20 protein-coding genes, 6 pseudogenes and 1 other annotated feature are annotated in these 23,232 nt (G+C 38.8%); of the genes and pseudogenes, 25 read left to right on the top strand and 1 reads right to left on the bottom strand.

Annotation, left to right across the window (positions count from 1 at the left end; genetic code table 11):
• Positions 1–2 precede the first annotated feature (2 nt).
• The 10 genes and pseudogenes from AEX56_RS03225 (at position 3) to AEX56_RS03180 (ending at position 11,217) form a co-directional block, all read left to right on the top strand.
• Entirely contained in the window at positions 3–1,079 is a 1,077-nt protein-coding gene (locus AEX56_RS03225; protein ID WP_049617868.1) for a pyridoxal phosphate-dependent aminotransferase, read from the top strand.
• Between the two features lie 290 nt (positions 1,080–1,369).
• A pseudogene (locus tag AEX56_RS03220) lies at positions 1,370–2,120 on the top strand (DeoR/GlpR family DNA-binding transcription regulator).
• Positions 2,117–3,028 carry a 1-phosphofructokinase gene (pfkB, locus tag AEX56_RS03215; protein ID WP_049617867.1) on the top strand — a complete coding sequence of 304 codons (912 nt, stop codon included), beginning with the start codon at positions 2,117–2,119 and terminating at the stop codon, positions 3,026–3,028. The pseudogene AEX56_RS03220 and the gene pfkB overlap by 4 nt, the downstream one beginning before the upstream one ends.
• Positions 3,025–4,968, top strand: a complete 1,944-nt coding sequence (locus AEX56_RS03210) for a PTS fructose transporter subunit IIABC (RefSeq protein ID WP_049617866.1) — start codon at positions 3,025–3,027, stop codon at positions 4,966–4,968. The genes pfkB and AEX56_RS03210 overlap by 4 nt, the downstream gene beginning before the upstream one ends.
• A gap of 80 nt (positions 4,969–5,048) precedes the next feature.
• A complete protein-coding gene (locus AEX56_RS03205) occupies positions 5,049–5,423 on the top strand; it encodes a DUF1149 family protein (protein WP_049617865.1) in 375 nt (124 codons plus the stop codon).
• Position 5,424: 1 nt separating this feature from the next.
• A complete protein-coding gene (locus AEX56_RS03200) occupies positions 5,425–6,273 on the top strand; it encodes a DegV family protein (RefSeq protein WP_049617864.1) in 849 nt (282 codons plus the stop codon).
• Positions 6,274–6,755: 482 nt separating this feature from the next.
• Positions 6,756–7,967: a CCA tRNA nucleotidyltransferase gene (locus AEX56_RS03195; RefSeq protein ID WP_049617863.1), complete on the top strand. Its 1,212-nt coding sequence runs from the start codon at positions 6,756–6,758 to the stop codon at positions 7,965–7,967.
• 18 nt (positions 7,968–7,985) lie between these two features.
• Positions 7,986–9,805 (top strand): annotated as a pseudogene (locus tag AEX56_RS03190) (ABC-F family ATP-binding cassette domain-containing protein).
• 9 nt (positions 9,806–9,814) lie between these two features.
• On the top strand, positions 9,815–10,153 hold the full coding sequence (locus AEX56_RS03185) for a hypothetical protein (RefSeq protein WP_049617862.1): 339 nt from the start codon (positions 9,815–9,817) through the stop codon (positions 10,151–10,153).
• 79 nt (positions 10,154–10,232) lie between these two features.
• Positions 10,233–11,217: pseudogene (locus AEX56_RS03180) on the top strand (ROK family glucokinase).
• A gap of 45 nt (positions 11,218–11,262) precedes the next feature.
• Here AEX56_RS03180 and AEX56_RS03175 read toward each other — a convergent pair.
• On the bottom strand, positions 11,263–11,706 hold the full coding sequence (locus AEX56_RS03175) for an ROK family protein (RefSeq protein WP_236682995.1): 444 nt from the start codon (positions 11,704–11,706) through the stop codon (positions 11,263–11,265).
• Between AEX56_RS03175 and AEX56_RS09495 the strand changes: the two are divergent.
• From AEX56_RS09495 to AEX56_RS03095, 15 genes and pseudogenes are all read left to right on the top strand, one after another.
• Positions 11,677–12,577, top strand: a pseudogene (locus AEX56_RS09495) (glycoside hydrolase family 16 protein); the annotation flags it as partial. The gene AEX56_RS03175 and the pseudogene AEX56_RS09495 overlap by 30 nt on opposite strands.
• 11 nt (positions 12,578–12,588) lie before the next feature.
• Complete coding sequence (locus AEX56_RS03155) at positions 12,589–12,906, top strand: PTS sugar transporter subunit IIB (protein ID WP_049617860.1); 318 nt, start codon at positions 12,589–12,591, stop codon at positions 12,904–12,906.
• Positions 12,907–12,919: 13 nt separating this feature from the next.
• Positions 12,920–13,237 carry a PTS lactose/cellobiose transporter subunit IIA gene (locus AEX56_RS03150; protein ID WP_049618246.1) on the top strand — a complete coding sequence of 106 codons (318 nt, stop codon included), beginning with the start codon at positions 12,920–12,922 and terminating at the stop codon, positions 13,235–13,237.
• A 207-nt stretch (positions 13,238–13,444) separates the two neighbouring features.
• The gene (locus tag AEX56_RS03145; protein WP_049617859.1) at positions 13,445–14,284 is read left to right on the top strand and encodes a thymidylate synthase; all 840 of its coding nucleotides are present in this window, start codon (positions 13,445–13,447) and stop codon (positions 14,282–14,284) included.
• A gap of 236 nt (positions 14,285–14,520) precedes the next feature.
• Positions 14,521–15,033: a dihydrofolate reductase gene (locus AEX56_RS03140; protein ID WP_049617858.1), complete on the top strand. Its 513-nt coding sequence runs from the start codon at positions 14,521–14,523 to the stop codon at positions 15,031–15,033.
• 190 nt (positions 15,034–15,223) lie between these two features.
• Positions 15,224–16,228: pseudogene (gene clpX / locus AEX56_RS03135) on the top strand (ATP-dependent Clp protease ATP-binding subunit ClpX).
• Positions 16,229–16,575: 347 nt separating this feature from the next.
• Positions 16,576–17,163 (top strand): ribosome biogenesis GTP-binding protein YihA/YsxC, encoded by a 588-nt coding sequence (gene yihA, locus AEX56_RS03130; protein WP_049617856.1) that lies wholly within the window; start codon positions 16,576–16,578, stop codon positions 17,161–17,163.
• Between the two features lie 262 nt (positions 17,164–17,425).
• On the top strand, positions 17,426–17,701 hold the full coding sequence (locus AEX56_RS09200) for a transporter substrate-binding domain-containing protein (RefSeq protein WP_082326164.1): 276 nt from the start codon (positions 17,426–17,428) through the stop codon (positions 17,699–17,701).
• 4 nt (positions 17,702–17,705) lie between these two features.
• A complete protein-coding gene (locus AEX56_RS09195) occupies positions 17,706–18,206 on the top strand; it encodes a transporter substrate-binding domain-containing protein (RefSeq protein ID WP_049617855.1) in 501 nt (166 codons plus the stop codon).
• Complete coding sequence (locus AEX56_RS03120; RefSeq protein WP_236682959.1) at positions 18,154–18,930, top strand: amino acid ABC transporter permease; 777 nt, start codon at positions 18,154–18,156, stop codon at positions 18,928–18,930. The genes AEX56_RS09195 and AEX56_RS03120 overlap by 53 nt, the downstream gene beginning before the upstream one ends.
• Before the next feature lie 50 nt (positions 18,931–18,980).
• Positions 18,981–19,715, top strand: a complete 735-nt coding sequence (locus AEX56_RS03115) for an amino acid ABC transporter ATP-binding protein (RefSeq protein ID WP_049617853.1) — start codon at positions 18,981–18,983, stop codon at positions 19,713–19,715.
• A gap of 241 nt (positions 19,716–19,956) precedes the next feature.
• Entirely contained in the window at positions 19,957–20,760 is an 804-nt protein-coding gene (locus AEX56_RS03110; protein WP_049617852.1) for a formate/nitrite transporter family protein, read from the top strand.
• Between the two features lie 79 nt (positions 20,761–20,839).
• Positions 20,840–20,973, top strand: a sequence feature (ribosomal protein L10 leader region).
• A 27-nt stretch (positions 20,974–21,000) separates the two neighbouring features.
• Complete coding sequence (rplJ, locus tag AEX56_RS03105; protein ID WP_049617851.1) at positions 21,001–21,498, top strand: 50S ribosomal protein L10; 498 nt, start codon at positions 21,001–21,003, stop codon at positions 21,496–21,498.
• A 96-nt stretch (positions 21,499–21,594) separates the two neighbouring features.
• Positions 21,595–21,867: pseudogene (gene rplL, locus AEX56_RS03100) on the top strand (50S ribosomal protein L7/L12); the annotation flags it as partial.
• A 243-nt stretch (positions 21,868–22,110) separates the two neighbouring features.
• A complete protein-coding gene (locus tag AEX56_RS03095; RefSeq protein WP_049617850.1) occupies positions 22,111–22,935 on the top strand; it encodes a metallophosphoesterase in 825 nt (274 codons plus the stop codon).
• Positions 22,936–23,232: the final 297 nt, after the last annotated feature.

Below are 23,232 nucleotides of genomic sequence, written 5' to 3'. Positions count from 1 at the left end.
GAATGGTTGAAGTACGAAAAAATTTAGGACATTTTCAGACCTATAAGGTACATAAGGTGGTTGAGCACAATTTAGGAGATAATGAGAATCGTCTCATGGATTGGGGATTCTTGACCAAGGAAGTCTTGAAAGAGGTGGATCCGGCAGTTCTTTCTTACTACGGTGACAATAAATATGCGGAATTGATTGCGACCTATGCGCAGTATGTCGGTGTCGAGCCCAATCAAGTGGTTCAAGGTGTCGGCTCTGATATGTTGATTGGACAGATTATTACTGGTTTTCTCAATCACGACGACATTCTACTGACCTTGAGTCCTGATTTTTTCATGTATGGGATACACAATGATTTACATGGTTCGCATATGGAGACTTTTTCTCTAGAATGGACAAATGGTCGTCCAGATTTTGATCCAAAACCTCTACTTGCCTATGCCAAGAAAGTCAATGCAAAAATGATTCTCTTATCTAACCCAAATAATCCAGCTTCAGTTTCCTATGACCGAAAAAAATTGGAAGAAATTGTATCTGGGTTTGATGGACTTGTGGTCATTGATGAAGCCTACATCGAGTTCTCAAATTCGATTTCTATGGCTGATTTGACAGACAAAGTAGACAATCTCATCGTCTTACGTACTTTGTCTAAAGCTTTTTCACTAGCTGGATTGCGTCTTGGGTTTGCCATTTCTAATAATCGTCTAGCGAGGGAATTAGATCGCATTTTGCCTCCGTATAGTATGTCTAATCTGGTGGCTTATATTGGAAATGCCGCGCTGGCCCACCGAGACAAAGTAGAAGAGTCTGTCAAGCAAATTTGTACTATTCGTGATGATTTTATGGACTTTTTGGCGAATCTAGCAGATGTAACGGTGCTTCCAAGCCAAACGAATTTTGTCAGCTTTACAGCATCTTTTGCAGAAGAAATTTTTCAAGCAGGGCAAGATGCAGACTTTGCATTTAAATACTATAAACAAGGCCCTATGTCCAATTATATCCGCATGGGAATTGGACGAGAAGATGAAATAGATCAGATGAAGTCTATTATTCGAGAAGTTGCTCAGCAACATCATTTAGGAGAGTGAGACAAAAATTAGTCATTTCATAGAAATTCGATTTTTCAGTCCTGACCGAAAACAGTCTACTAGACTGTTTTACTCCCACTGCCGTACAGTTGAGTAGCGTGAAAAAGGTGATTTATAGGTATATTTCATGCCACGCAATCTGTTATTAAAATGAAATAGAAAGGAGGAAGCTGAGACTCTTGTATCAGTTTCTTTTTTGAAGAAAAATGAAAGAAAATGAATGATATTGATTGAAAATGAAAGAAAATGTGGTACAATAGCATTTGTAAACGATTGCAGGAGGTGGTTTTATTTTAAAATCAGAACGCAAGCAAATCATATTGGAAAAAGTGAAATCTGATACTTTTGTCAAACTAGAAGATTTGGTAGCATTGTTGCACACTTCCGAATCCACAATCCGAAGGGATTTAGATGAGCTAGAGGCCCGTGGTCGTCTCAGACGGGTTCATGGCGGAGTCGAAAGCTTATCTCATCTGCAAATAGAAGAATCTATTGAGCAAAAATCTGTCAAAAACGTGCAAGAAAAAAGCCGATTAGCTGAACTTGCCTGCCAACTTGTGGAAGAGGGCGATGTGATTTTTTTGGATGCTGGGACGACAACAGAGATGCTGATTACTGGTTTGGTCGGAAGACGAATAAACGGTTGTAACGAATTCTATTCACCATGCCACCAAATTGGTGGAACAAAGAATCCCAACCATTATCATTGGTGGAGCGGTCAAGCAATCTACGGATGCATCTGTTGGGGCAGTAGCTGTTCAACAACTACGTCAATTGAATTTTGACAAGGCATTTTGGGGGATGAATGGGGTGGATGAACATTACCTTAAAACGCCTGATGTCGAAGAAGCAGCCATCAAGCAGACGGTGATTGATAATTCTAAAGATGCTTACATCTTGGTGGATCAATCAAAAATCGGTGCCTATTCATTTGTCAAAGTAGCGCCTGTTACTAAAGTTCACTTGATTACGAGCACGAGCTCATCAGAATCTAATTTGCTTAAAAAATTAAAGAAGAAAACGAGGGTAATGGAAGGATGATATATACCGTAACCTTGAATCCAGCGGTTGACTTTATTGTACGACTTGACCATATTAAGGCGGGCAGTGTCAATCGTATGGATAGTGATGATAAATACGCTGGTGGCAAGGGTATCAACGTTAGCCGGATTTTAAGACGTCTTGAGATTCCAACAACAGCAACTGGCTTTATCGGCGGCTTTACAGGCAATTTTATTCACAATAGCTTATTGAGTGAAGGGATTGCTAGCCACTTTGTCGAAGTGGAAGAAGACACGCGCATCAACGTTAAAATCAAGGCTGATGTAGAAACCGAAATCAATGGAACTGGTCCCTATATTTCAGATGAAAAATTAGCAGAATTAGCAGCAATTTTATCTCATTTGGAGGAAGGCGATGTGGTTGTCTTTGCGGGATCAGCGCCAGCTAATCTCGGTAATCAAGTTTACAAACGTTTGATTCCACTAGCCAAAGAATCGGGAGCACAAGTCGTTTGTGACTTTGAAGGACAAACTTTGCTGGACTCCTTGGCTTTCAATCCTCTCTTGGTCAAACCAAATAACCATGAATTGGAGTCCATTTTCAAGGTCAAGTTAGCTGGTTTGGATGACATCGAAAGATACGCTCGGAAATTATTGGAAATGGGAACGCAATATGCTCTGATTTCTATGGCGGGAGATGGCGCACTATTAGTGACCAAAGAAGCTAGCTATTTTGCTAAACCCATAAAAGGGCAAGTCAAAAATTCTGTTGGAGCAGGAGATTCCATGGTAGCAGGATTTACAGGAAAATATGTGGAAACAAAAGATCCGCTTGAGGCGCTCAAATGGGGTGTGGCGTGTGGAACAGCGACGACCTTCTCAGATGATTTGGCAAGTAGAGATTTTATTAAAGAAACTTATAAAAAAGTTGAGGTAGAAAAAAGATGAATATTCAGGATTTACTCAGAAAAGATATGATGATCATGGATTTGCAGGCGACAACTAAGGAAGCTGCAATCGATGAAATGATTGACAATTTAGTGGTTCACGGTGTGGTAACAGACTTTGCAGCCTTTAAAGATGGAATTATGAATCGTGAAGCCCAAACGTCAACTGGTCTAGGCGATGGAATCGCTATGCCACACAGCAAAAATGCAGCAGTCAAAGAAGCAGCAGTCCTTTTTGCTAAATCAGTCAAAGGTTTAGACTACGTTTCTTTAGATGGTCAACCAACGGACTTGTTCTTCATGATTGCAGCACCAGAAAGAGCCAACGACACACACTTGGCAGCTTTAGCTCAATTATCAAAGTATCTCTTAAAAGATGGTTTTGCGGATCAATTACGCACAGCCTCTACACCAGATCAAGTCTTGGCAATTTTTGATGCGGCTTCAGAAAAAACAGAAGTATCTCCAGTCATTGCACCGCAAGATGCCGATGAATTCCTTGTTGCAGTTACAGCTTGTACGACAGGGATTGCTCATACATACATGGCAGAAGAGGCTCTCAAGAAAACAGCAGCTGGTATGGGTCTTGCCATCAAAGTAGAGACAAATGGTGCATCAGGTGTTGGCAATAAATTGACAGCAGATGATATTGCAAAAGCAAAAGGTGTGATTATTGCAGCTGATAAGGCAGTTGATATGGCTCGCTTCGATGGAAAGCCATTGATTAATCGTCCAGTGGCAGATGGTATCAAGAAGCCAAAAGAATTGATTCATACGATTTTGGATGGTAAAGCAGATATTTATCATGCTAAGGAAGGAAAACAAGTGCAAAGAGAAGAAAAATTAACAGCTGGGCAAGCTTTCTACAAACACCTGATGAGTGGTGTCTCACAAATGTTGCCATTCGTTATCGGTGGTGGTATTATGATTGCCCTTGCTTTCTTGATTGATAATGCCATGGGTGTACCACAAGATAGTCTTGGAAATCTTGGTTCTTACCATGAATTGGCTTCTATGTTTATGAGGCTTGGGCAAGCAGCCTTTGGCTTTATGTTACCAGTGTTTGCAGGATACGTAGCTTACTCTATTGCTGAAAAACCAGGTTTGGTTTCAGGTTTTGTTGCGGGGGCTATCGCATCAAGTGGTTTGGCTTATGGAAAAATCGCTTTTGCAGCAGGTGGTGAAGCGACTCTAGGTCTTGCCGGAGTATCATCTGGTTTCCTTGGTGCTCTTGTCGGTGGTTTTATTGCAGGTTATGTTGTTCTTGCTATTAAGAAATTCATCCCAGTTCCTCGTTCCCTTGAAGGTGCCAAATCTATCTTGATTTTGCCGCTCCTTGGTGTGCTCTTGACAGGTGCAATTATGCTGGCGGTCAACATTCCGATGGCAGCAATTAATACAGCGCTCAATGATTTCTTGACAGGACTTTCTGGTAGTTCAGCTGTTCTCCTCGGACTTCTTGTTGGTGGAATGATGGCAGTAGATATGGGTGGTCCAGTCAACAAAGCAGCTTATGTCTTTGGTACTGGTACACTTGCAGCAACAGTTGGTAATGGAGGTTCTGTTGTGATGGCTGCTGTAATGGCAGGTGGTATGGTACCGCCGATTGCAGTCTTTATTGCAACACTATTATTTAAAGATAAATTTACCAAAGAAGAACGCGATGGTGGTTTAACCAATATTATCATGGGGCTTTCCTTCATCACAGAAGGTGCTATCCCATTTGCAGCGGCTGACCCAGCTCGTGCTATTCCAAGTTTCATCGCAGGTTCTGCACTTGCAGGAGCTCTTATTGGTCTTTCAGGTATCAAATTGATGGCACCACATGGAGGTATCTTTGTGATTGCCCTTACGAGCAATCCACTCCTTTATATCTTGTATGTCTTGATTGGAGCATTGGTATCAGGTCTTATCTTTGGTGCCCTTCGTAAATCAAAATAAATCCTTAAAACCTTGTTGAAAAACAAGGTTTTAAGGATTTATGGTACAATAAAGCTAATATTGCTTTGAAGGAGATGAACATGGAATTAACTCGCTCTAAGGAATTTGTCAATCAATTTCATTTTGATGGCCGCAATCTTCAATGGGAAAAAGAAAATGGGGAACCAAAGACGCGTTTACAAGTTGATTTTCAGTTGATTGAAAAAAATCAAGAAGAAAATAAAACAGTAATGGTCACTATTTTGCATTACATGGTTGTGCTCAATACACATGTTATTTCAGGTTCGATGACACAAAAAGTAGAAGTTTTAAATAGAATCGTAGAGGAACCAAGTGAGTTTACGGACGAAGACCGTCGTGAATTAGCTTTGCCCTTGCTTGACATGCTCAAACGTTTGACCTACGAAGTGACCGAGATTGCCTTTGATGCACCGGGAATGAAATTGGAGTTTTAAGATGAAAGTTGCTATTATCACGGACTCATCAGCCGTTTTACGCCCCGAAACAGTCCAGAATGAGCAGGTTTTCGTTTTGGATATTCCTGTTTCTATCGATGGCGTGGACTATGTCGAAGGGCAAAATTTAAGTGTTCAAGAATTTTATGAAAAAATGGGAGCCTCAGCTGAGTTACCTAAGACAAGCCAACCTAGCTTAGCCGCTCTTGAAACTATTTTAGGAAAACTATCAGAGCAAGGCTATACACATGCTATTGGACTCTTTTTATCCTCTGGAATTTCTGGTTTTTATCAAAATATTCAGTTCTTAAAAGAAGAATTTTCAGATTTGACCATTGCTTTTCCAGATACAAAAATTACTTCAGCTCCGCTTGGGATGATGGTAGAAAATGTTCTGAAATGGTCGGAAGAAAGTGCCAACTTTGATGAGATTTTAGTACATCTTGAGAAGCAAATTCAGTCTACAACAGCTTTTATCATGGTGGACGATCTAGATCATTTGGTTAAAGGTGGTCGTTTATCAAATGGGGCAGCTCTGCTTGGGAACTTACTCAGTATCAAGCCGATTCTCTACTTTACGGATCAAGGAACCATTGAAGTGTATGAAAAAGTTCGCACAGAGAAAAAGGCGGTCAAGCGTTTGGTAGAGATTTTGAAAGAAAAAACAGCCAATGGAGATTATCAAACCGCCATTATCCATGCCAATGTGCCTGAAAAAGCAGCTGACTTCAAAGATTTATTGCTAGAAAATGCTTTGGAAGGTGAACTACCGATTGTTTCATTTGGCTCTGTTATCGGAACGCATTTGGGTGAAGGTGCAATTGCCTTTGGTATCTCACCAATAGCATAAAAAGTTGTAAGACAGACCTACTCAAAGTTATTTTTGTAGGGTTTAAAGAGAAATTTAGTCTGCTTTTGTTTTTAGCACAACTGGTTGACGCTGAAAAAACGAAAGAATGAATTGCTTTTCACTTGAAAAAAATTGGTGGTTTGATGCCATTAAACTTTGTGAGTGAAGGGATATTTTCCATACAACTGTTGACTAAGATGGCTAATTATTCTCAAATTTTTTAGAATTGATTGAATGACACCAAGTTGCTAAAAAGATAAAGAAGAATTGATTTCAAGTGCTTGTGAGTCGTTTGCGATGGTTTCTTATTTGTTCAGTTCATTAACAGAATCTGATTGCCCATCTGAAAATGCTTTTCGGAGACTAAGGGAAGAGTGAGGTCTTAATTCTATAGTCTTTCTTCCTTGTATGTATGGTGTCAATATGGTGGTGAAAGAAGTAATAAAACGCGAATAATTCGCGTATAGTTTGGAACGGTTATTATGAAATTAGACTATTTGCCTTCTGAGTTTCAGGAGGCTTTGCCGATTTTAGAGAAAATAAAAGCTGCGGGATTTGAGGCTTATTTTGTGGGTGGTTCTGTGCGCGATGCTATTTTGGAGCGTCCTATTCATGATGTGGATATTGCGACATCCAGTTATCCTCAAGAAACCAAGGAGATTTTTCGTCGTACAATCGATTTTGGTATTGAACATGGGACTGTCCTTGTCTTGGAGGGAGAAGGCGAGTACGAAGTGACGACTTTTCGGACAGAGGATGTTTATGTGGACTATCGTCGTCCTAGTCAGGTTTCTTTTGTACGTTCCTTAGAAGAAGATTTGAAGCGACGCGATTTCACGGTTAATGCCTTTGCTTTAGATGAGAACGCTCAAGTGATTGATAAGTTTGATGGCTTGACAGACTTGAATAATCGTCTTTTACGAGCAGTTGGACTTCCTGCGGAGCGCTTTGGTGAAGATGCTCTTCGGATTATGAGAGGATTTCGCTTTGCTGCGACTTTGGATTTTACCATTGAGGACATGACTTTCGAGGCCATGAAAAAAATGGCTCCCTTACTTGAGAAGATCTCTATCGAACGTATTTTTATCGAGTTTGATAAATTATTAATGGCTGATTTTTGGGCAAAAGGGATTGCTGCGCTGGTGCAATCACAGGCTTTCCAGTATTTACCTATGTTGGAGAACAGACAAGTAGGCTTGCTAGGCATGCTAGAGATTTTGCCACATGATACACGGTTTACAAGTTCGGAGCAAGCTTGGGCTATGCTGATGATTGCTTTAGAAATCGGAGACACTAAAACGTTTTGTCGCAAGTGGAAAACATCCAATGACTTTCAGAAGACAGTCAATAATCTCGTCAAAATATGGTATGCTCGCTTACAGGGACCTCCTAATAAGGAGCTTTGCTATGCCTACGGAAAAGAAAATCTACTCTTGGTAGAGAAGCTTCGTCAGATGTTGAGGCTGGATGTTGATATGGAACGCATCGCGGAACTGGATGCAGCCTTGGTGATCCACAGTAAGTACGATATGGCGGTCAATGGAGGCACTCTAATCGCGGAGCTTAGCATGAAGCCGGGGCCTCACTTGGGACAGATCTTAGATGAAGTAGAAATGGCACTGGTACATGACCATCTACCTAATGAAAAAGAAGCAATTCTTGCCTTTATCAAAGAGAGGGAAATAAAGGGCTAAGAGCCTACTGAAAAAGTTATGAGTGATTTTATTGTTGAAAAGTTGAGTAAATCTGTTGGAGATAAGACGGTCTTTTCTGATCTTTCCTTTATTATCCATGAAGGCGATCGGATTGGGATTATCGGTGTCAATGGTACGGGGAAAACAACTCTCTTGGACGTCCTATCAGGTCGTCTTGGATTTGATGGTGATGTGCCCCCTTTTTCTGCTAAAAATGATTACAAGATGGCCTATCTGACGCAGGAACCTGATTTTGATGAATCACATACTATCTTAGATGCTGTTTTGTCATCTGATTTGCGTGAAATTCAGCTCATGAAAGAGTGATGGCTGAGATGGATGCTCTCAATGCTTGGGAAATTGAAAGTCAGGTTAAAACAGTCCTGTCTAAATTGGGTTTGACGGATGTCACTCGAAAAGTTGGGGATTTATCGGGTGGTTTGCGCCGACGGGTACAGTTGGCACAAACACTTTTAGGGGATGATGATCTCTTACTCTTGGATGAGCCAACCAACCATCTGGATATTGATACCATTGAGTGGTTGCAACATTTCCTGAAAAATTCTAAGAAGACAGTGCTTTTTATTACTCACGATCGTTATTTCTTAGATAATGTGGCAACGCGAATTTTTGAATTGGATCGCGCTAGCTTGATTGAATATCAGGGGAATTATCAGGATTATGTTCGCTTAAAAGCTGAACAAGATGAACGAGATGCAGTTTTGCGCCACAAAAAAGAGCAACTCTACAAACAAGAATTATCTTGGATGCGTCGTCAGCCACAAGCGCGGGCAACTAAGCAGCAAGCCCGCATCAATCGTTTCCATGATTTAAAAGCGGATGTTCATCAGACCGTTTCAGATGATTCTTTAGAAATGAATTTTGAAACGAGTCGTATCGGAAAAAAGGTGATTTCTTTCGAAAATGTATCTTTTTCCTATCCCGATAAGCCAATTCTGAACGATTTCAATCTTTTAGTGCAAAATAAGGATCGCATTGGTATTGTCGGCGACAACGGTATGGGAAAATCTATCTTGCTCAATTTGATTGCAGGAGAACTGCAGCCTGATAGAGGGGTGGTGGCTGTCGGTGAAACCGTAAAAATTGCCTATTTCTCGCAGGATATTCGTGGATTGGACGAGAAGAAACGGGTTATCAATTTCCTTCAGGAAGTGGCAGAAGAAGCCCATACAACTTCTGGTATGGTTTCAATTGCAGAACTCTTGGAACAATTTCTCTTCCCAAGAAATACGCACGGAACCTTGATTGAAAAATTATCTGGTGGTGAGAAAAAAAGGCTTTACCTTCTCAAATTATTGCTGGAGCGGCCGAATGTCTTGCTCTTAGATGAGCCGACCAATGATTTGGATATTGCAACTTTGACGGTACTGGAACATTTCTTGCAGGGATTTGCCGGTCCCGTTATTACCGTTAGCCACGACCGCTATTTCTTGGATAAAATTGCAACGAAAATTCTGGCTTTTGAAGATGGGAAAATTCGAGAGTTCTTTGGAAACTACACAGATTATCTGGATGAAAAAACCTTTCTGGCTTCGAGCGCAGTCATTTCTCAAGAAAAGAAAAAAGAAAAGACAAAACGAGTTCGAGAAGAAAAATCTAAAGAGCGTATGTCCTATTTTGAGAAGCGAGAGTGGGCGACTATTGAAGAAGACATAGCTGTTTTGGAGGACCGAATTGAGGTTATTCAGGAGGAGATGCTGACATGTGGCAGTGATTTCTCGCGTCTATCTGCTTTGCAAAAAGAGTTGGATGAAAAAAATGATGCCCTACTTGAAAAATATGAGCGCTATGAATATTTGAACGAAAAGACTGTCTAGGAAAAATATATGAAAGTTTTTATCATTGCTTACATGGTCCTTTATCTCTTAATCGTTTTGGGAGCAACCCTTTATAGCTTTTTCAAGACAAAGAAAATGAATAGCCTGAGGCTTGGTTTGGTCATTTTCGCACTCGTAGTGATTGCTATTTCCCTATTTTTCTACGCTCAGGTTTATCATCCTCTGCAAATGGTAGGAATTGCACTTGCATTTACTTCCATTTCAAGTCTCTTTTTATACAATAGCTTGGTGGGAGAAAATAATTCATTCTTTACTATGTTCGGACTGAGTTTTTTGCGCTTGGTTATCCATCTACAATTGCTATTTTTACTTTATTTTTTCCGTTAAACAGCTCACGCCAAAAAATTTATAAATGATAAATTAGGGCTATGCAAACCTTTTCATTATGATATAATGGAAGAGAAATATTTATCAATTTAGGAGACATTATGTCAAAAAAATTATAGGTATCGATCTAGGTGGTACATCCGTTAAATTGGCAATTTTGACACAAGAAGGTAAAATCCAAGAAAAATGGTCTATTAAAACCAATATTCTGGATGAAGGTAGCCATATTGTGCCAGATATTATTGACAGTATCCAGCATAAGTTTGAAAAACAGGGACTGGATAAGGAGGATTTTCTAGAAATTGGAATGGGGGCCCCAGGCGCTATTGACCGCAAAGCAGGGACGGTTATCGGGGCTTACAACCTCAATTGGAAAGAATTGCAAGAAGTCAAAAAAGCCTTTGAAAAAGAAATTGGATTGCCATTTTTCATTGATAATGATGCGAATGTGGCTGCCCTTGGCGAACAGTGGGTCGGTGCTGTCGAAAATAATCCTGATGTAATCTTTGTAACACTTGGAACAGGTGTCGGTGGCGGTGTTGTTGCTGAAGGAAACTTAATTCATGGTGCTGGCGGTGCTGGTGGAGAATTAGGTCATGTTACCGTCGATTTTGAGAATCCAATCACTTGTACCTGTGGCAAAAAAGGCTGTTTGGAAACTGTTGCTTCAGCGACTGGTATCGTCAACTTGACACGCCGTTACGCAGAAGAATACGCTGGTGATGCTCAACTTAAGAAAATAATTGACGACGGTCAAGATGTGTCTGCTAAAGATGTCTTTGACTTGGCAAAAGAAGGAGACGATTTAGCCCTCATTGTTTATAAAAACTTCTGTCATTATCTGGGTACGGCATGTGCTAATTTTGCCTGTACCCGTAATCCATCAACGATTGTAATTGGTGGTGGTGTATCTGCCTGCCGCGGGCGACTTCTTACTGAAAGGTGTTCAAAAAGTTTTTGAAGAAAATGTTTTTGCACCAATCAAAGCTTCTACCAAATTAGCTCTTGCTAATCTTGGAAATGATGCCGGCGTTATCGGTGCAGCATCACTTGTCTTGAAATAATAGTAAAAAATACCTCTGTTTCCAACAGAAGTATTTTTTATTGTCCTAAAATTCAAGCGATGTTTTATAAATTGCTAAAGCTGCACCACCCAGAGAACCCCGAAAATCATCATAAGGGTCAATCAAAATTTTTTGAGGATTCCCTAATAAATCGCTGCTATATTCATTTAAGAGTCTATATAATTCCACTTCCAATGTTTTATGGTTAAACAATGGACTATGAATAAATATTTTATTTGCATCAATTAAGTTTCCAAGATTTAGTAAGACTTGAACGAGGTATTTTATTGCTTGATGGAGTAAATTAATCACTTCAATATCACCATAGTCATAGGCTAAAAAGAGATGGTTTAAATTGAGTTCGGTTTGATTATCTAGAATATTTTTTAAAAAGGTACTCACATGACTTTGAGCAAGTAGAGTAGCCTTTTTTAATAACCAACTTTCACTTGCATAGGTCTGAAGGCAACCAGCAGGGTGAAAGAAGATCAGTACAATAATCCAAGAAATGCATTATCCAAAGTTATTTATAATTCCGGTAGTGTGAGAACACATGGTAAGCAAGAATTCCTATATGGAAAGCTTGAAATTAGAGCAAAGTTTCCAAAAGGAAAAGGTGTATTTCCCGCATTTTGGACGCTTGGTGCAGATTTCGTATTGGATGGTAAAATCAGTGATAATCAAGGACACGGGTGGCCTTCTACAGATGAAATTGATATAATGGAACTGATAGGAGATGCAAACTCAGGTTCCTATGCCAACCGTCTTCTGGAAACTTCAATGATGACTATCATACATTTGCTTTAGATTGGTATAAAGATCGAATGGTATGGCTGGTGGATGGTAAAGTGGTCAGAACAGTTGACTATTCAAGTGATGCTCTTGCTTCAGCTATTTTGAACAAGCCTCAATATGCTCAATTGAATCTTGCAATGGGAGGAGCTTGGCCTGGACCAGTTGGAACTGACCTGTCTGGTACAGAGTTTGTGATTGACTATATTTCCTATGCTAGAAATGAGGAACAAGAAAATCAAGCACAAGCATATTATGCTGAAGCTCCACATTTAAATGGTGTAACGGATCTAACGATAAAAAAGGTGAAATTCCAGATTTGTTAGCTAATGTCTCAACAAATATTGAGTCATATGTGCTAGATTACTCCATAGATGACGAGTTTCAGTTTAGCGATACGGGTGGAAATACCAGTGTCAATTTACTGGTATCAGGAAAACAAGAAAAAGAAAAAATTGCCTCCCTTTTATCTGGAAAATATAATATTCATTATAGTGCCTTTCCAACAACGATTGAGTATGGAAGTAGAATCGCTCGAAAGACAGTAACGTTGACAATTACGGAGTAAGGGGACCAACAATGACGAAGAAAACCATTATGCTAATTTGCGCTGCAGGAATGAGTACTAGTTTGCTTGTTACCAAGATGGAGCAAGCAGCAAAAGCGCGAGGACTTGAAGCGGATATTTTTGCAGTTTCTGCGATGGAAGCGGATGAAGTATTTGCTCAAAAGGAAAGTGATGTATTGTTGCTTGGACCACAAGTGCGCTTCATGTTGAGTGAGTTTCAAGAAAAATTAGTTGCAAAAGGAATACCAGTAGAAGTGATTCCAATGGTCGATTACGGCATGATGAACGGAGAAAAAGTACTGGACTTAGCTGAAAGCTTGATGAAATGAGGCATTGAAAGCTATGGATCAAAATTTAGAAGTGATTATGCCTTTAATTATGTATGGTGGAGATGCTAAAAGCTCAGCGATGGAGGCCATACAGTTGGCGAAAAAAGGAGAGTTAGAACAAGCAGATGATAAGTTGAAAGCTGCCGGAGATAGTCTGATTCAAGCTCATCATTCTCAAACTGACTTATTGACGAAAGAAGCAAGTGGAGAAGAAATTTCACTCTCTCTGTTAATGGTGCATGCTCAAGATCATTTAATGACAAGTATGACATTTGTTGACTTAGCAGCTGAAATCGTTGAACTTTACAAAAACACTCTGATAAACAAGTAGGGATATCACTAAGTTCATTACTTTAAAAAAGATAAAACACCTCTATTAAAATCCTATATGTGGATATATAGAGGTGTTTTCTTTTACTTTTATATGTTGAAAGGATACAGATTGTTTCTGATTATCTCCCTAACTTGGACTATTTTCTGTTTCAGGTAAATAGACTTTTTTTGAGACAAATTTTCTTGTGGATGTTATACTAAAATCATGACAAAAGCAGATGCAATTTTTAAAAAGAATATTACACGTATTTTAGAAGAGGGTGTTTTTTCGGAAAATGCTCGTCCACGTTACAAAGATGGAAATGTTGCCAATTCTAAGTATGTGACAGGTGTTTTTGCAGAATATGACCTGTCAAAAGGTGAGTTTCCGATTACAACTCTTCGTCCTATCCCTATCAAATCCGCCATCAAGGAAATGCTATGGATTTATCAAGATCAGTCTAATAGCCTTGATTTGTTGGAAGACAAATATAATGTACATTATTGGAATGAGTGGGAAGTCGACGGTACACGAACTATCGGTGAGCGTTATGGTGCCGTTGTTAAAAAGCATGATATTATCACCAAAATTCTCAAACAACTCGAGGAAAATCCATGGAATCGTCGCAATATCATTTCACTTTGGGATTATGAGGCATTTGATGCCACAGGTGGTCTTTTACCATGTGCCTTTCAGACCATGTTTGACGTGCGTCGAGTAGATGAAGAAATTTACCTTGATGCGACTCTGACACAACGTTCCAATGACATGCTAGTGGCACACCACATCAATGCTATGCAGTATGTTGCCTTGCAGATGATGATTGCTAAGCATTTTGGCTGGATAGTTGGGAAATTTTTCTATTTCGTTAATAACCTTCATATTTACGATAATCAGTTTGAGCAAGCCAAGGAGTTATTGTCACGAACTCCGTCGGATATTGAGCCACGCTTGGTATTGAACGTTCCAGATGGGACCAATTTCTTTGATATCCAAGCGGAAGATTTTGAATTATTGGATTATCAACCAGTCAAACCGCAATTAAAATTTGACTTGGCGATTTAACTGGTTGAGTGGAAGAGAACGAACGTTCTCTCTATCTCCGGCTTTAAAAAGTCAATTCCTAGACTTTTTAAACCAGCGAAACCACAATTGAAATTTGATTTGGCAATTTAAGGCGTTCTGGCTACTTCTAAATTTTTCAAATCGGTTGTATCATGAATGAGGGCTTTTATTGGTGATCTCATAATTCCAGTTTAAACTTTGCCATTTTATAATAATGTAACGGAAAGCGAGAGAAAATGAACAAAAAAATTTCAGCTGTTTGGGCACAAGACAAGAATGGGTTGATTGGAAAAAATCAGACTCTGCCATGGTCTTTGCCAGCGGAACTAAAACATTTCAAAGAAACAACAACAGGACATGCTACCCTGATGGGGCGTGTCACTTTTGATGGTATGGACCGTCGTATCTTGCCCAATCGAGTGACTTTGATTTTGACACGCGATCAAGATTACAAAATCGACCATGAGCGTGTTATCGTGGTTCATACAGTTCAGGAAGCTCTTGATTGGTACCAGAAACAGGATAAAAACCTCTATGTTATCGGTGGTGGACAGGTATTTTCAGCTTTCGAATCTTATTTGGATGAAATTATTTTAACAGAAATTCATGATAGCTTCGAAGGGGATACGTATTTTCCTGAGGATTTTGACTGGACTGCTTTCGAAGAAGTTTCCAGCCAATTCCGCGCTAAAGATGAGCAAAATACTAGCGATTTTACAGTAAAAGTATTGAAACGAAGAGAGAACTAAATGGAAAAGAGCTTATTTGGGATTTTTACGGCTTTTTTGTGTGCAATTTGTGTGATTTGCTCACTTCAGGCCTTTCAAAAGAGACGTTACGGACTCGCCATCCTATTTTTAATGAATGCAGCAACTAATCTCGTCAATAGCATTCATGCCTTTTACGGTTTTTTATTCTAGGAGATAAGGGAGAGAAGAAATGGCTGTACATAATCAACCAGAATTGATTTACTGCTCATTTTGCGGTAAAAATCAAGAAGAAGTAAAGAAAATCATCGCAGGAAATAACGTTTTTATCTGTAATGAATGTGTCGAATTAGCACAAGAAATTATTCGCGAAGAATTAGCAGAAGAAGTATTGACAGACCTTGCGGATACACCAAAACCACAGGAATTGCTCAATATTTTGAATTTGACTGAGGCAGGCTATGTAGGTGAGGATGTGTAAAATATCCTCCTCAAGCTCATCCAAGCTGCGGATTACAATATTGAACGCGCCGAACGTGGAATTATTTATGTAGACGAAATTGATAGAATTGCTAAGAAAGGCGAAAATGTCTCTGTCATACATGATGTATCAGGTGAAAGAGTGGAGCAAGCTCTTCTCAAAATTATCGAGGGAACCGTCGCTAGTGTTCATCCACAAGGTGGACGCAAACATCCGAACCAAGAAATGATTCAGATTGATACAAAAAATCTTCTCTTCATTGTGGGTGGTGCTTTTGATGGAATAGAAGAAATTGTCAAACAGCGCATGGGTGAGAAGATCATTGGTTTTGGTCAGAACAATTGTGCCATTGATGAAAAAGCTTCTTATATGCAGCATATCATTTCAGATGATATTCAAAAATTTGGGATTATTCCAGAATTGATTGGACGTTTACCTGTATTTGCTGCATTGGACCAATTAACGACAGAAGACTTAGTGCGAATCTTAACTGAACCGCGCAATGCCTTGGTAAAACAATATCAAACTCTCTTGTCCTACAATGATGTGGAATTGGATTTTGAACCAGATGCCTTGGAAGAAATTGCCCAAAAAGCCATCGAACGCAAAACAGGAGCCCGTGGTCTTCGTTCTATTATCGAAGAAACCATGCTGGATGTTATGTTTGAAGTTCCAAGTCAGACGGATATCAAACGCGTGAAAATCACCAAAGAAGCAGTAGATGGAACGGACAAACCACTCCTTGAAACTGCCTAAAAAAGTTTGGGGCACATGGTGCTCCAAACTTCTATTTATTTCAATGATACTTGTAAAGCATGGGATGACCGCAGTTTAATGGGCTGCATCATCAGCTTTTATAGCTCTAGTACAAATGAAATGGATAGCGCTCCCTTCAGTTCCAACATCAAAAGGTGTGGAAAAAATTTTGATTTGTGCGGACGTGAAAGAGAAAGAGTCCATTGCACTGTCTTAGCTTGAATACCTAAAAACTAGAACGTAGAGAGCAGTCGAAGAAACTGTCTGATATTTTCAAGCGCATGAAGAAACTATTTAGTGGAGCTTTACTTTTGTCCTGCTCTCTGTTCTTTTACAAAGGAGAAACTATGGAAATCAATACCAATAATGCGGAAATTGTGCTGAGTGCGGTCAGCAAGTCCCAATATCCGCAAGACGAAATGCCAGAAATTGCTTTGGCTGGACGTTCCAATGTCGGAAAATCATCCTTCATTAATACTCTTCTTGGTCGAAAAAACTTGGCCCGTACTTCCAGTAAACCTGGTAAAACGCAGCAACTAAATTTTTATAATATTGATGACAAGTTGCGTTTTGTCGACGTTCCTGGCTATGGTTATGCAAAAGTTTCCAAAACGGAGCGGGCTAAATGGGGCAAGATGATTGAAGAATACCTAACTAGTCGTGACAATTTACGTGCTGTTGTTAGTTTGGTCGACATGCGCCATGATCCTTCTGCAGATGATATCCAGATGTATGAATTTCTAAAATACTATGAAATTCCTGTTATTGTCGTGGCAACCAAAGCAGATAAAATTCCACGCGGTAAGTGGAATAAACATGAATCAGCCATCAAGAAAAAATTAGATTTTGAAAAAACAGATAACTTCATCGTTTTTTCATCGGAAACACGTCATGGATTTGAAGACGCATGGAATGCTATTTTAGACAAAATTTAAAACTTTCTGAAACCATCTTGACTTTCAATGAAGTAAAGTGTATACTTATTCAAAAATAAGGAAAGAGAGTTCTAAACATAATGTCGGCTGCAACTTTTTACTCTAGCTTTTGTAGATAAGTTTGTATCTATGATGCTGGTAAGAAGTAGCTGCATAGACGAAAGTCTGGTGCGGCAGCTCATTATGAAAGACTCATTCATATGAAACCACATTAGACAACGCTTCTAGTGTGGTTTTTGTTTTAGAATAAAAGAGGAAAAAAATAGTCGCTCAGGTTGAAGAGACTGTCACGGTCGGTACGTCAGCGCAAACAAAACCATACAATTATTTCACTCCAAGTGGTGAATTAACTGGTTTTGAAATCGAAATGCTGCAAGAAATCGATAAACGATTGGAAGATTATGGTTTTAAATATGAAACGACTGAATTTGCGTCACTTTTTGCAGGGGTAGATGCTGGAAAAATTGACATGATCGCGAATTGGCTTGGCGAAATGCCAGGACGTCGTGAAAAGTATCTCTTCTCCCTTTACTCATAATGTTTTGATTACACGACCTGAGTTGGGTGAAAATGTCACACTGGAAGATTTGGCTGGCAAACATATGGGAGTTGTAGCCGGTTCTGTCCAATCAGGATTCATGGAGGCTTACAATAAGGAGAACCCTGATAAGGCAATCGTTTTGGATTATGTTGATGGGGATGTGTCAACTATTATCCAAGATGTGAATAATAAGCGTTACGACGCGACGATTTACGCAACTACGTATCTTAAAGATGTGGAGAAGACATTAGGAATTGATTTAGTGGGGAGTCCGATTGCAGATGAAGACAAAATCCAGCCACCAGGTTCTCATCTTCTTTACCGTAAGACTGAAGAGGCTGAGAAACTTAGAAATGAAGTAGATGCTGTTTTAGGTGACATGCGTCAAGACGGCACCTTGTCAGCTCTTTCAGAAAAATATTTCGAGCAAGATGATACCCAATTGACCGATGCGGTCAAAGAACGCAACGATAAAATCGAAGCGAAGCAAGCGTACGGGTAAATCGGCAGGAGCGACTAACACCAAATCTGAAGACAAAAATTCCAATGACGGTAAAATTTTTGTACCAAGTTTGATTCTTCAGTTTATGCCACAGATATTGGCTAAACTGCCCATTACTATTCTTATGACCTTTGTGTCAGCAGCTATCGGATTGGTGCTTGGTTTTGGCATTGCTCTAGCTAAAATTAAGAAAGATTCTGGTCTTAGTCAATTTTTCACACTCTTTGTTTCCTTCATGCGGGGAACCCCACAACTAGTGCAATTATTCCTAGCTTTCTGTGGTTTTCCAGTCTTTGTGAAGTGGATCAATCAACAGTTCGGCTGGTCCATCGATACCAATCAGATTCCAGCCTTGGTCTATGTCTTCATCGCCTTTGGTCTCAATGAAGCGGCATACACTTCAGAAATTTTCCGCTCTGCTATTCTTTCTGTTGATAATTCGGAAGTAGAGGCAGCTAAATCAATTGGTTTAACCAATTTCCAAACTATGTGGCGCATAGTGTTGCCATCTGCATTAGTGGTTGCTCTTCCAAACTTAGGCAACTCTCTTCTTAGCTTGCTCAAAGGAACTTCCCTTGCTTTTACAGTAACCATTGTTGATGTGATGGGGCAAACGCGTATTCTTGCTGGTTCAAATCTCTGTTTCTTTGAAGGCTATATCGCTGTTGCTATTATCTACTGGATTTGCTGCTTAGTCATTGAATTTAGCTTTAGTTTCTTTTAAAATCGTCTCAGTGTCGATAAAAAATAGTCTCCAAAAGAAAGGAAAATACTATGTTAAAACTTGAGCATTGGTCCAAATCTTTTGGGAACCACAAAGTCTTAAATAATATCAACTTATCTGTTGAAAAAGGACATGTGCTGACCATTATTGGTGCATCAGGTTCAGGAAAATCAACCCTACTTCGTACTATCAATTTCTTAGAAAGTCCAGATAGCGGAACGGTTCATATCGGAAATACGACCAAAAATGTCGAAAAAATTAGCAAGAAAGAAATTCTAGATATCCGCCGTCAGACAGCTATGGTTTTTCAAAATTATGCTCTATTTTCTAAGAAAACAGCATTGGAAAATGTCATGGAAAACCTTCTGATGGTTAAGAAGATGGATAAAGGAACTGCCCGTACCATCGCTCTTAAAAATCTTGAAAAGGTGGGGATGTTGGAACGTCAGGATTATTATCCGCATCAGTTATCGGGTGGTCAGCAACAGCGTGTGGGTATCGCACGTGCCCTAGCAATTGAGCCAGAAGTGATTCTCTTTGACGAGCCAACTTCAGCCTTAGATCCTGAGTTGGTCAATGGTATCTTGGAATTAATCCAGTCAATCGCCCATAAAGATGTAACTATGATTCTGGTTACCCACGAAATGAACTTTGCTCGTAAAGTATCCGACCATGTGATTTTTCTCGAAAAAGGGGATATCTTAGAAGAAGGAACGCCCGAGCAATTGTTTGACAACCCACAAAATGAGCGCACAGCTCAATTTATCCAAGGTTTTGCACGCTAATATGGTAAAGAGGTTATTGGCCATTAAGGAGTAGCAGAACTTGGTTCATGCCAGTGAATCGATGTAACTGATTGCTGCTATTGAGTCAGTCGCTTTCAATCGAACGGTGGTTTCTTTAGTCAATTTAAAACTATAGGTATGTTTTGTATCTTTTTTCACAATTTTTGGAAAAACACTTTTATTCTTCTTTAAAAAGTGATAAAATAGACACGTTTTGAGCAACTACAAAGGAGATTATAAAATGTCGGGAACAACTTCTGTATTCTTAGAAAAAATTAGTGAATCTACTCATAAAAAAGAAGCGCTTTTTGATGATTCCAAGGCTTTATATGCTATTCGTTCTATTTTTGCGGGGGCATTTTTAACAATGTCAACAGCAGCTGGGGCCATTGCAGCTGACAAAATGAATGCCATTCATCCGTCTCTTGGAGCCTTCACCTTTGCCTTTATCTTTGCATGGGGATTGATTTTTATACTCTTTCTTCATTCAGAGCTTGCGACTTCCAACATGATGTATTTAACTGCTGGAGCTTACTTTAAAAAGATTTCTTGGGGAAAAGCCATTACAATCCTGTTTTACTGTACCTTTTTCAACATAGTTGGAGCAGTAGTGTTGGGCTTACTGTTCAATCAGACACATGCCTTTGAAGGCTTAACGGCGGAAAGTTTTATGGTTGGGGTTGTTTCTACAAAGCTCCACAAGACATTTATTCACATCATCATCGAAGCAATCTTAGCCAATGTTTTTGTCAATACAGCTATCTTAGGCTATTTGTTCATCAAAGATAATATAACAAAAGTCTTTGTAGCCATTGCGGCAGTCTTTATGTTTGTCTATCTTGGAAATGATCACGTCGTGGCGAACTTTGCTTCCTTCTCGTTAGTTAAATTTTCACATGTAGCTGGTGCTGTTGACAACTTCACATTAGTGAATATCTTGCGTCAATGGACTGCAGCATTTATTGGTAACTGGATTGGTGGAGGTGTGATTATGGGACTTTCTTACGCGCTCCTAAACAGTAAAACTGACACTTACTTAGACTAGAAAACTATATCATTTAAAAAAATTAAAAATCGCACAAAAAAGTCTTGCATTATGAAGACAATTATGATATATTTATTAAGGTTTTGAATAAAACTGACCTAAGACAGTAGGGGAGCTGGACTCATAAACATCCTACCGAGGCACAAAACGTTATAAATTTATGCGTATTTGTACTTTCGTGTCTAGGTTTAGGTGCGATTTTTTTGTGCCTAGACAAAAATAAAAACGGAGGTAAACTTAATGTCAGAAGCTATTATTGCTAAAAAAGCCGAATTGGTAGATGCAGTTGCAGAACAAATGAAAGCTGCTACATCAATCGTTGTCGTTGATGCTCGTGGTTTGACAGTTGAACAAGATACAGTTCTTCGTCGTAACTTGCGTAACGAAAACGTTGAGTACAAAGTTATCAAAAACTCAATCTTGCGTCGTGCTGCTGAAAAAGTTGGACTTGAAGGACTTGCTGAATTGTTCGTAGGACCATCAGCTGTTGCATTCTCAGAAGATGCAGTCGCTCCAGCAAAAACAATCTACGATTTTGCGAAAACTGCAGATGCTCTTGAAATCAAAGGTGGCGCTGTTGAAGGTAAAGTTTCTTCAAAAGAAGAAGTCCAAGCCCTTGCTACATTGCCAAACCGCGAAGGTATGCTTTCTATGTTGCTTTCAGTACTTCAAGCACCTGTTCGCAACGTTGCATACGCTGTCAAAGCTGTTGCAGAAAAAGAAGAAGACACTGCGTAATGCAGAGCCATGTAGCTGCTTAGTGCTACAAACAACTTATTAAAAACCTATATTGGAGGAAATTACAATGGCATTGAACATTGAAAACATTATTGTGGCGTAACTGCCGCTGCTCCAGTTGCAGTTGCTGCTGCTGGTGGTGCTGCTGAAGAAGCTAAAGATTCATTCGACGTTGAATTGACATCAGCTGGCGACAAAAAAGTTGGCGTTATCAAAGTTGTACGTGAAATCACTGGTGAAGGCCTTAAAGAAGCTAAAGCTATCGTTGACAACGCACCATCAATTATCAAAGAAGGTGCTTCTGCAGCTGAAGCTGAAGAAATCAAAGCTAAATTGGAAGAAGCTGGAGCTTCAGTTACTCTTAAATAATAGAGTAACGCAATTTAATTGCAAAATCCCATTAAGATTTAATCTTGATGGGATTATTTTTTTATTTTCAAATTAAATATATAGATTAGCATGGGAATGTTTCTGGATAGAGAGATTAAAATCACTTTCCTTATGATAAAATTGAGACGCTTTGTTTTAGTATAGAATGTTTTTTTCTTTCATCAGATTGGTAGAGATGATATAATTATTTTATTTATCTATTGATGAGAGGAAATGAATCAAATGAATCAAGTGAAACAAGAAATATTCATTAGTTTAGGAATAATTTCTTTAATATTTATAGTTTTAGGTCTGAGAAATAATGTAGTTATAACGGAATATCATATTTCTGATAAAAAGTTAAACGATAAAATGAAAGTTGCGCTTATAGCTGATACACATAGTTGTGATTATGGAAAAGACCATAAAGAAATAACTGATAAATTGGAGAAAATTAAACCAGATTTAGTTTTTCTGAGTGGAGATATCGTAGATGATCAGTTGCCAATGAAAAAAGGATTTATTTTAGTTGAAAAAATTTCAAAAAAATATCCAACATTTTATGTTACAGGTAATCATGAAATGTGGTCAGGAAAGCATGATTATATAAAAGAAAAAATATCTTCATTTGGAGTGAAAGTTTTATCTGGAGATAGCGAAATAGTAAAAGTAAATGGCACAAGTATAAATATAATGGGAATTGACGATCCAGATATCGGAGAGTCAATTTATAGTAAGGAATACGAAAAATTAGAAAAAGTTTATAAAAATGGTTTAACTTTTCTCTTAGCACATAGGCCAGAAAGAACTTTTGATTATAGTGAATTAGGAGTAGATTATATATTTTCTGGACATGCTCATGGAGGTCAGTGGCGCGTACCTATTTTATTAGATAAGGGTTTATATGCTCCTAATCAAGGCTTATTTCCAAAATTTACAAAAGGGATTACTCAGTTGGATCGAGGAAAATTAATAGTTAGTAGAGGTTTAAGTAGAGAGTCAACAAGAATACCAAGATTTTACAATCCGCCAGAAATTGTTGTTATCAATTTTGATAAAGTAGAATAACATATTCAAAAAATTTTTAGAATATGTTATAATATCGATTACATTTAATAGTTTATATGGTTGCCACCGGGTAAGAAATGCAATAGCATTCATGTATGCATCGTTAGGTCTTAGAAGATGTATATGTGGATGCATTTTTTATAGCTCTCTCTATAAAAAAATCGAATTGAGATTAGAGTTTTTCTAAATTAAAAATGGTTTCTTTAAAACTATCTAACTGGTATAATATCCTTATTATTGAGTGTATTGAGTCCATTCTTTAGAATTATTTTGAATATAATAGATTCAAATAACTTT

Origin of the sequence: Streptococcus sp. X13SY08, assembly GCF_001182825.2 — a bacterium.
Classification (GTDB): Bacteria; Bacillota; Bacilli; order Lactobacillales; family Streptococcaceae; genus Streptococcus.
This window is presented reverse-complemented; position numbering and strand designations above follow the sequence as displayed.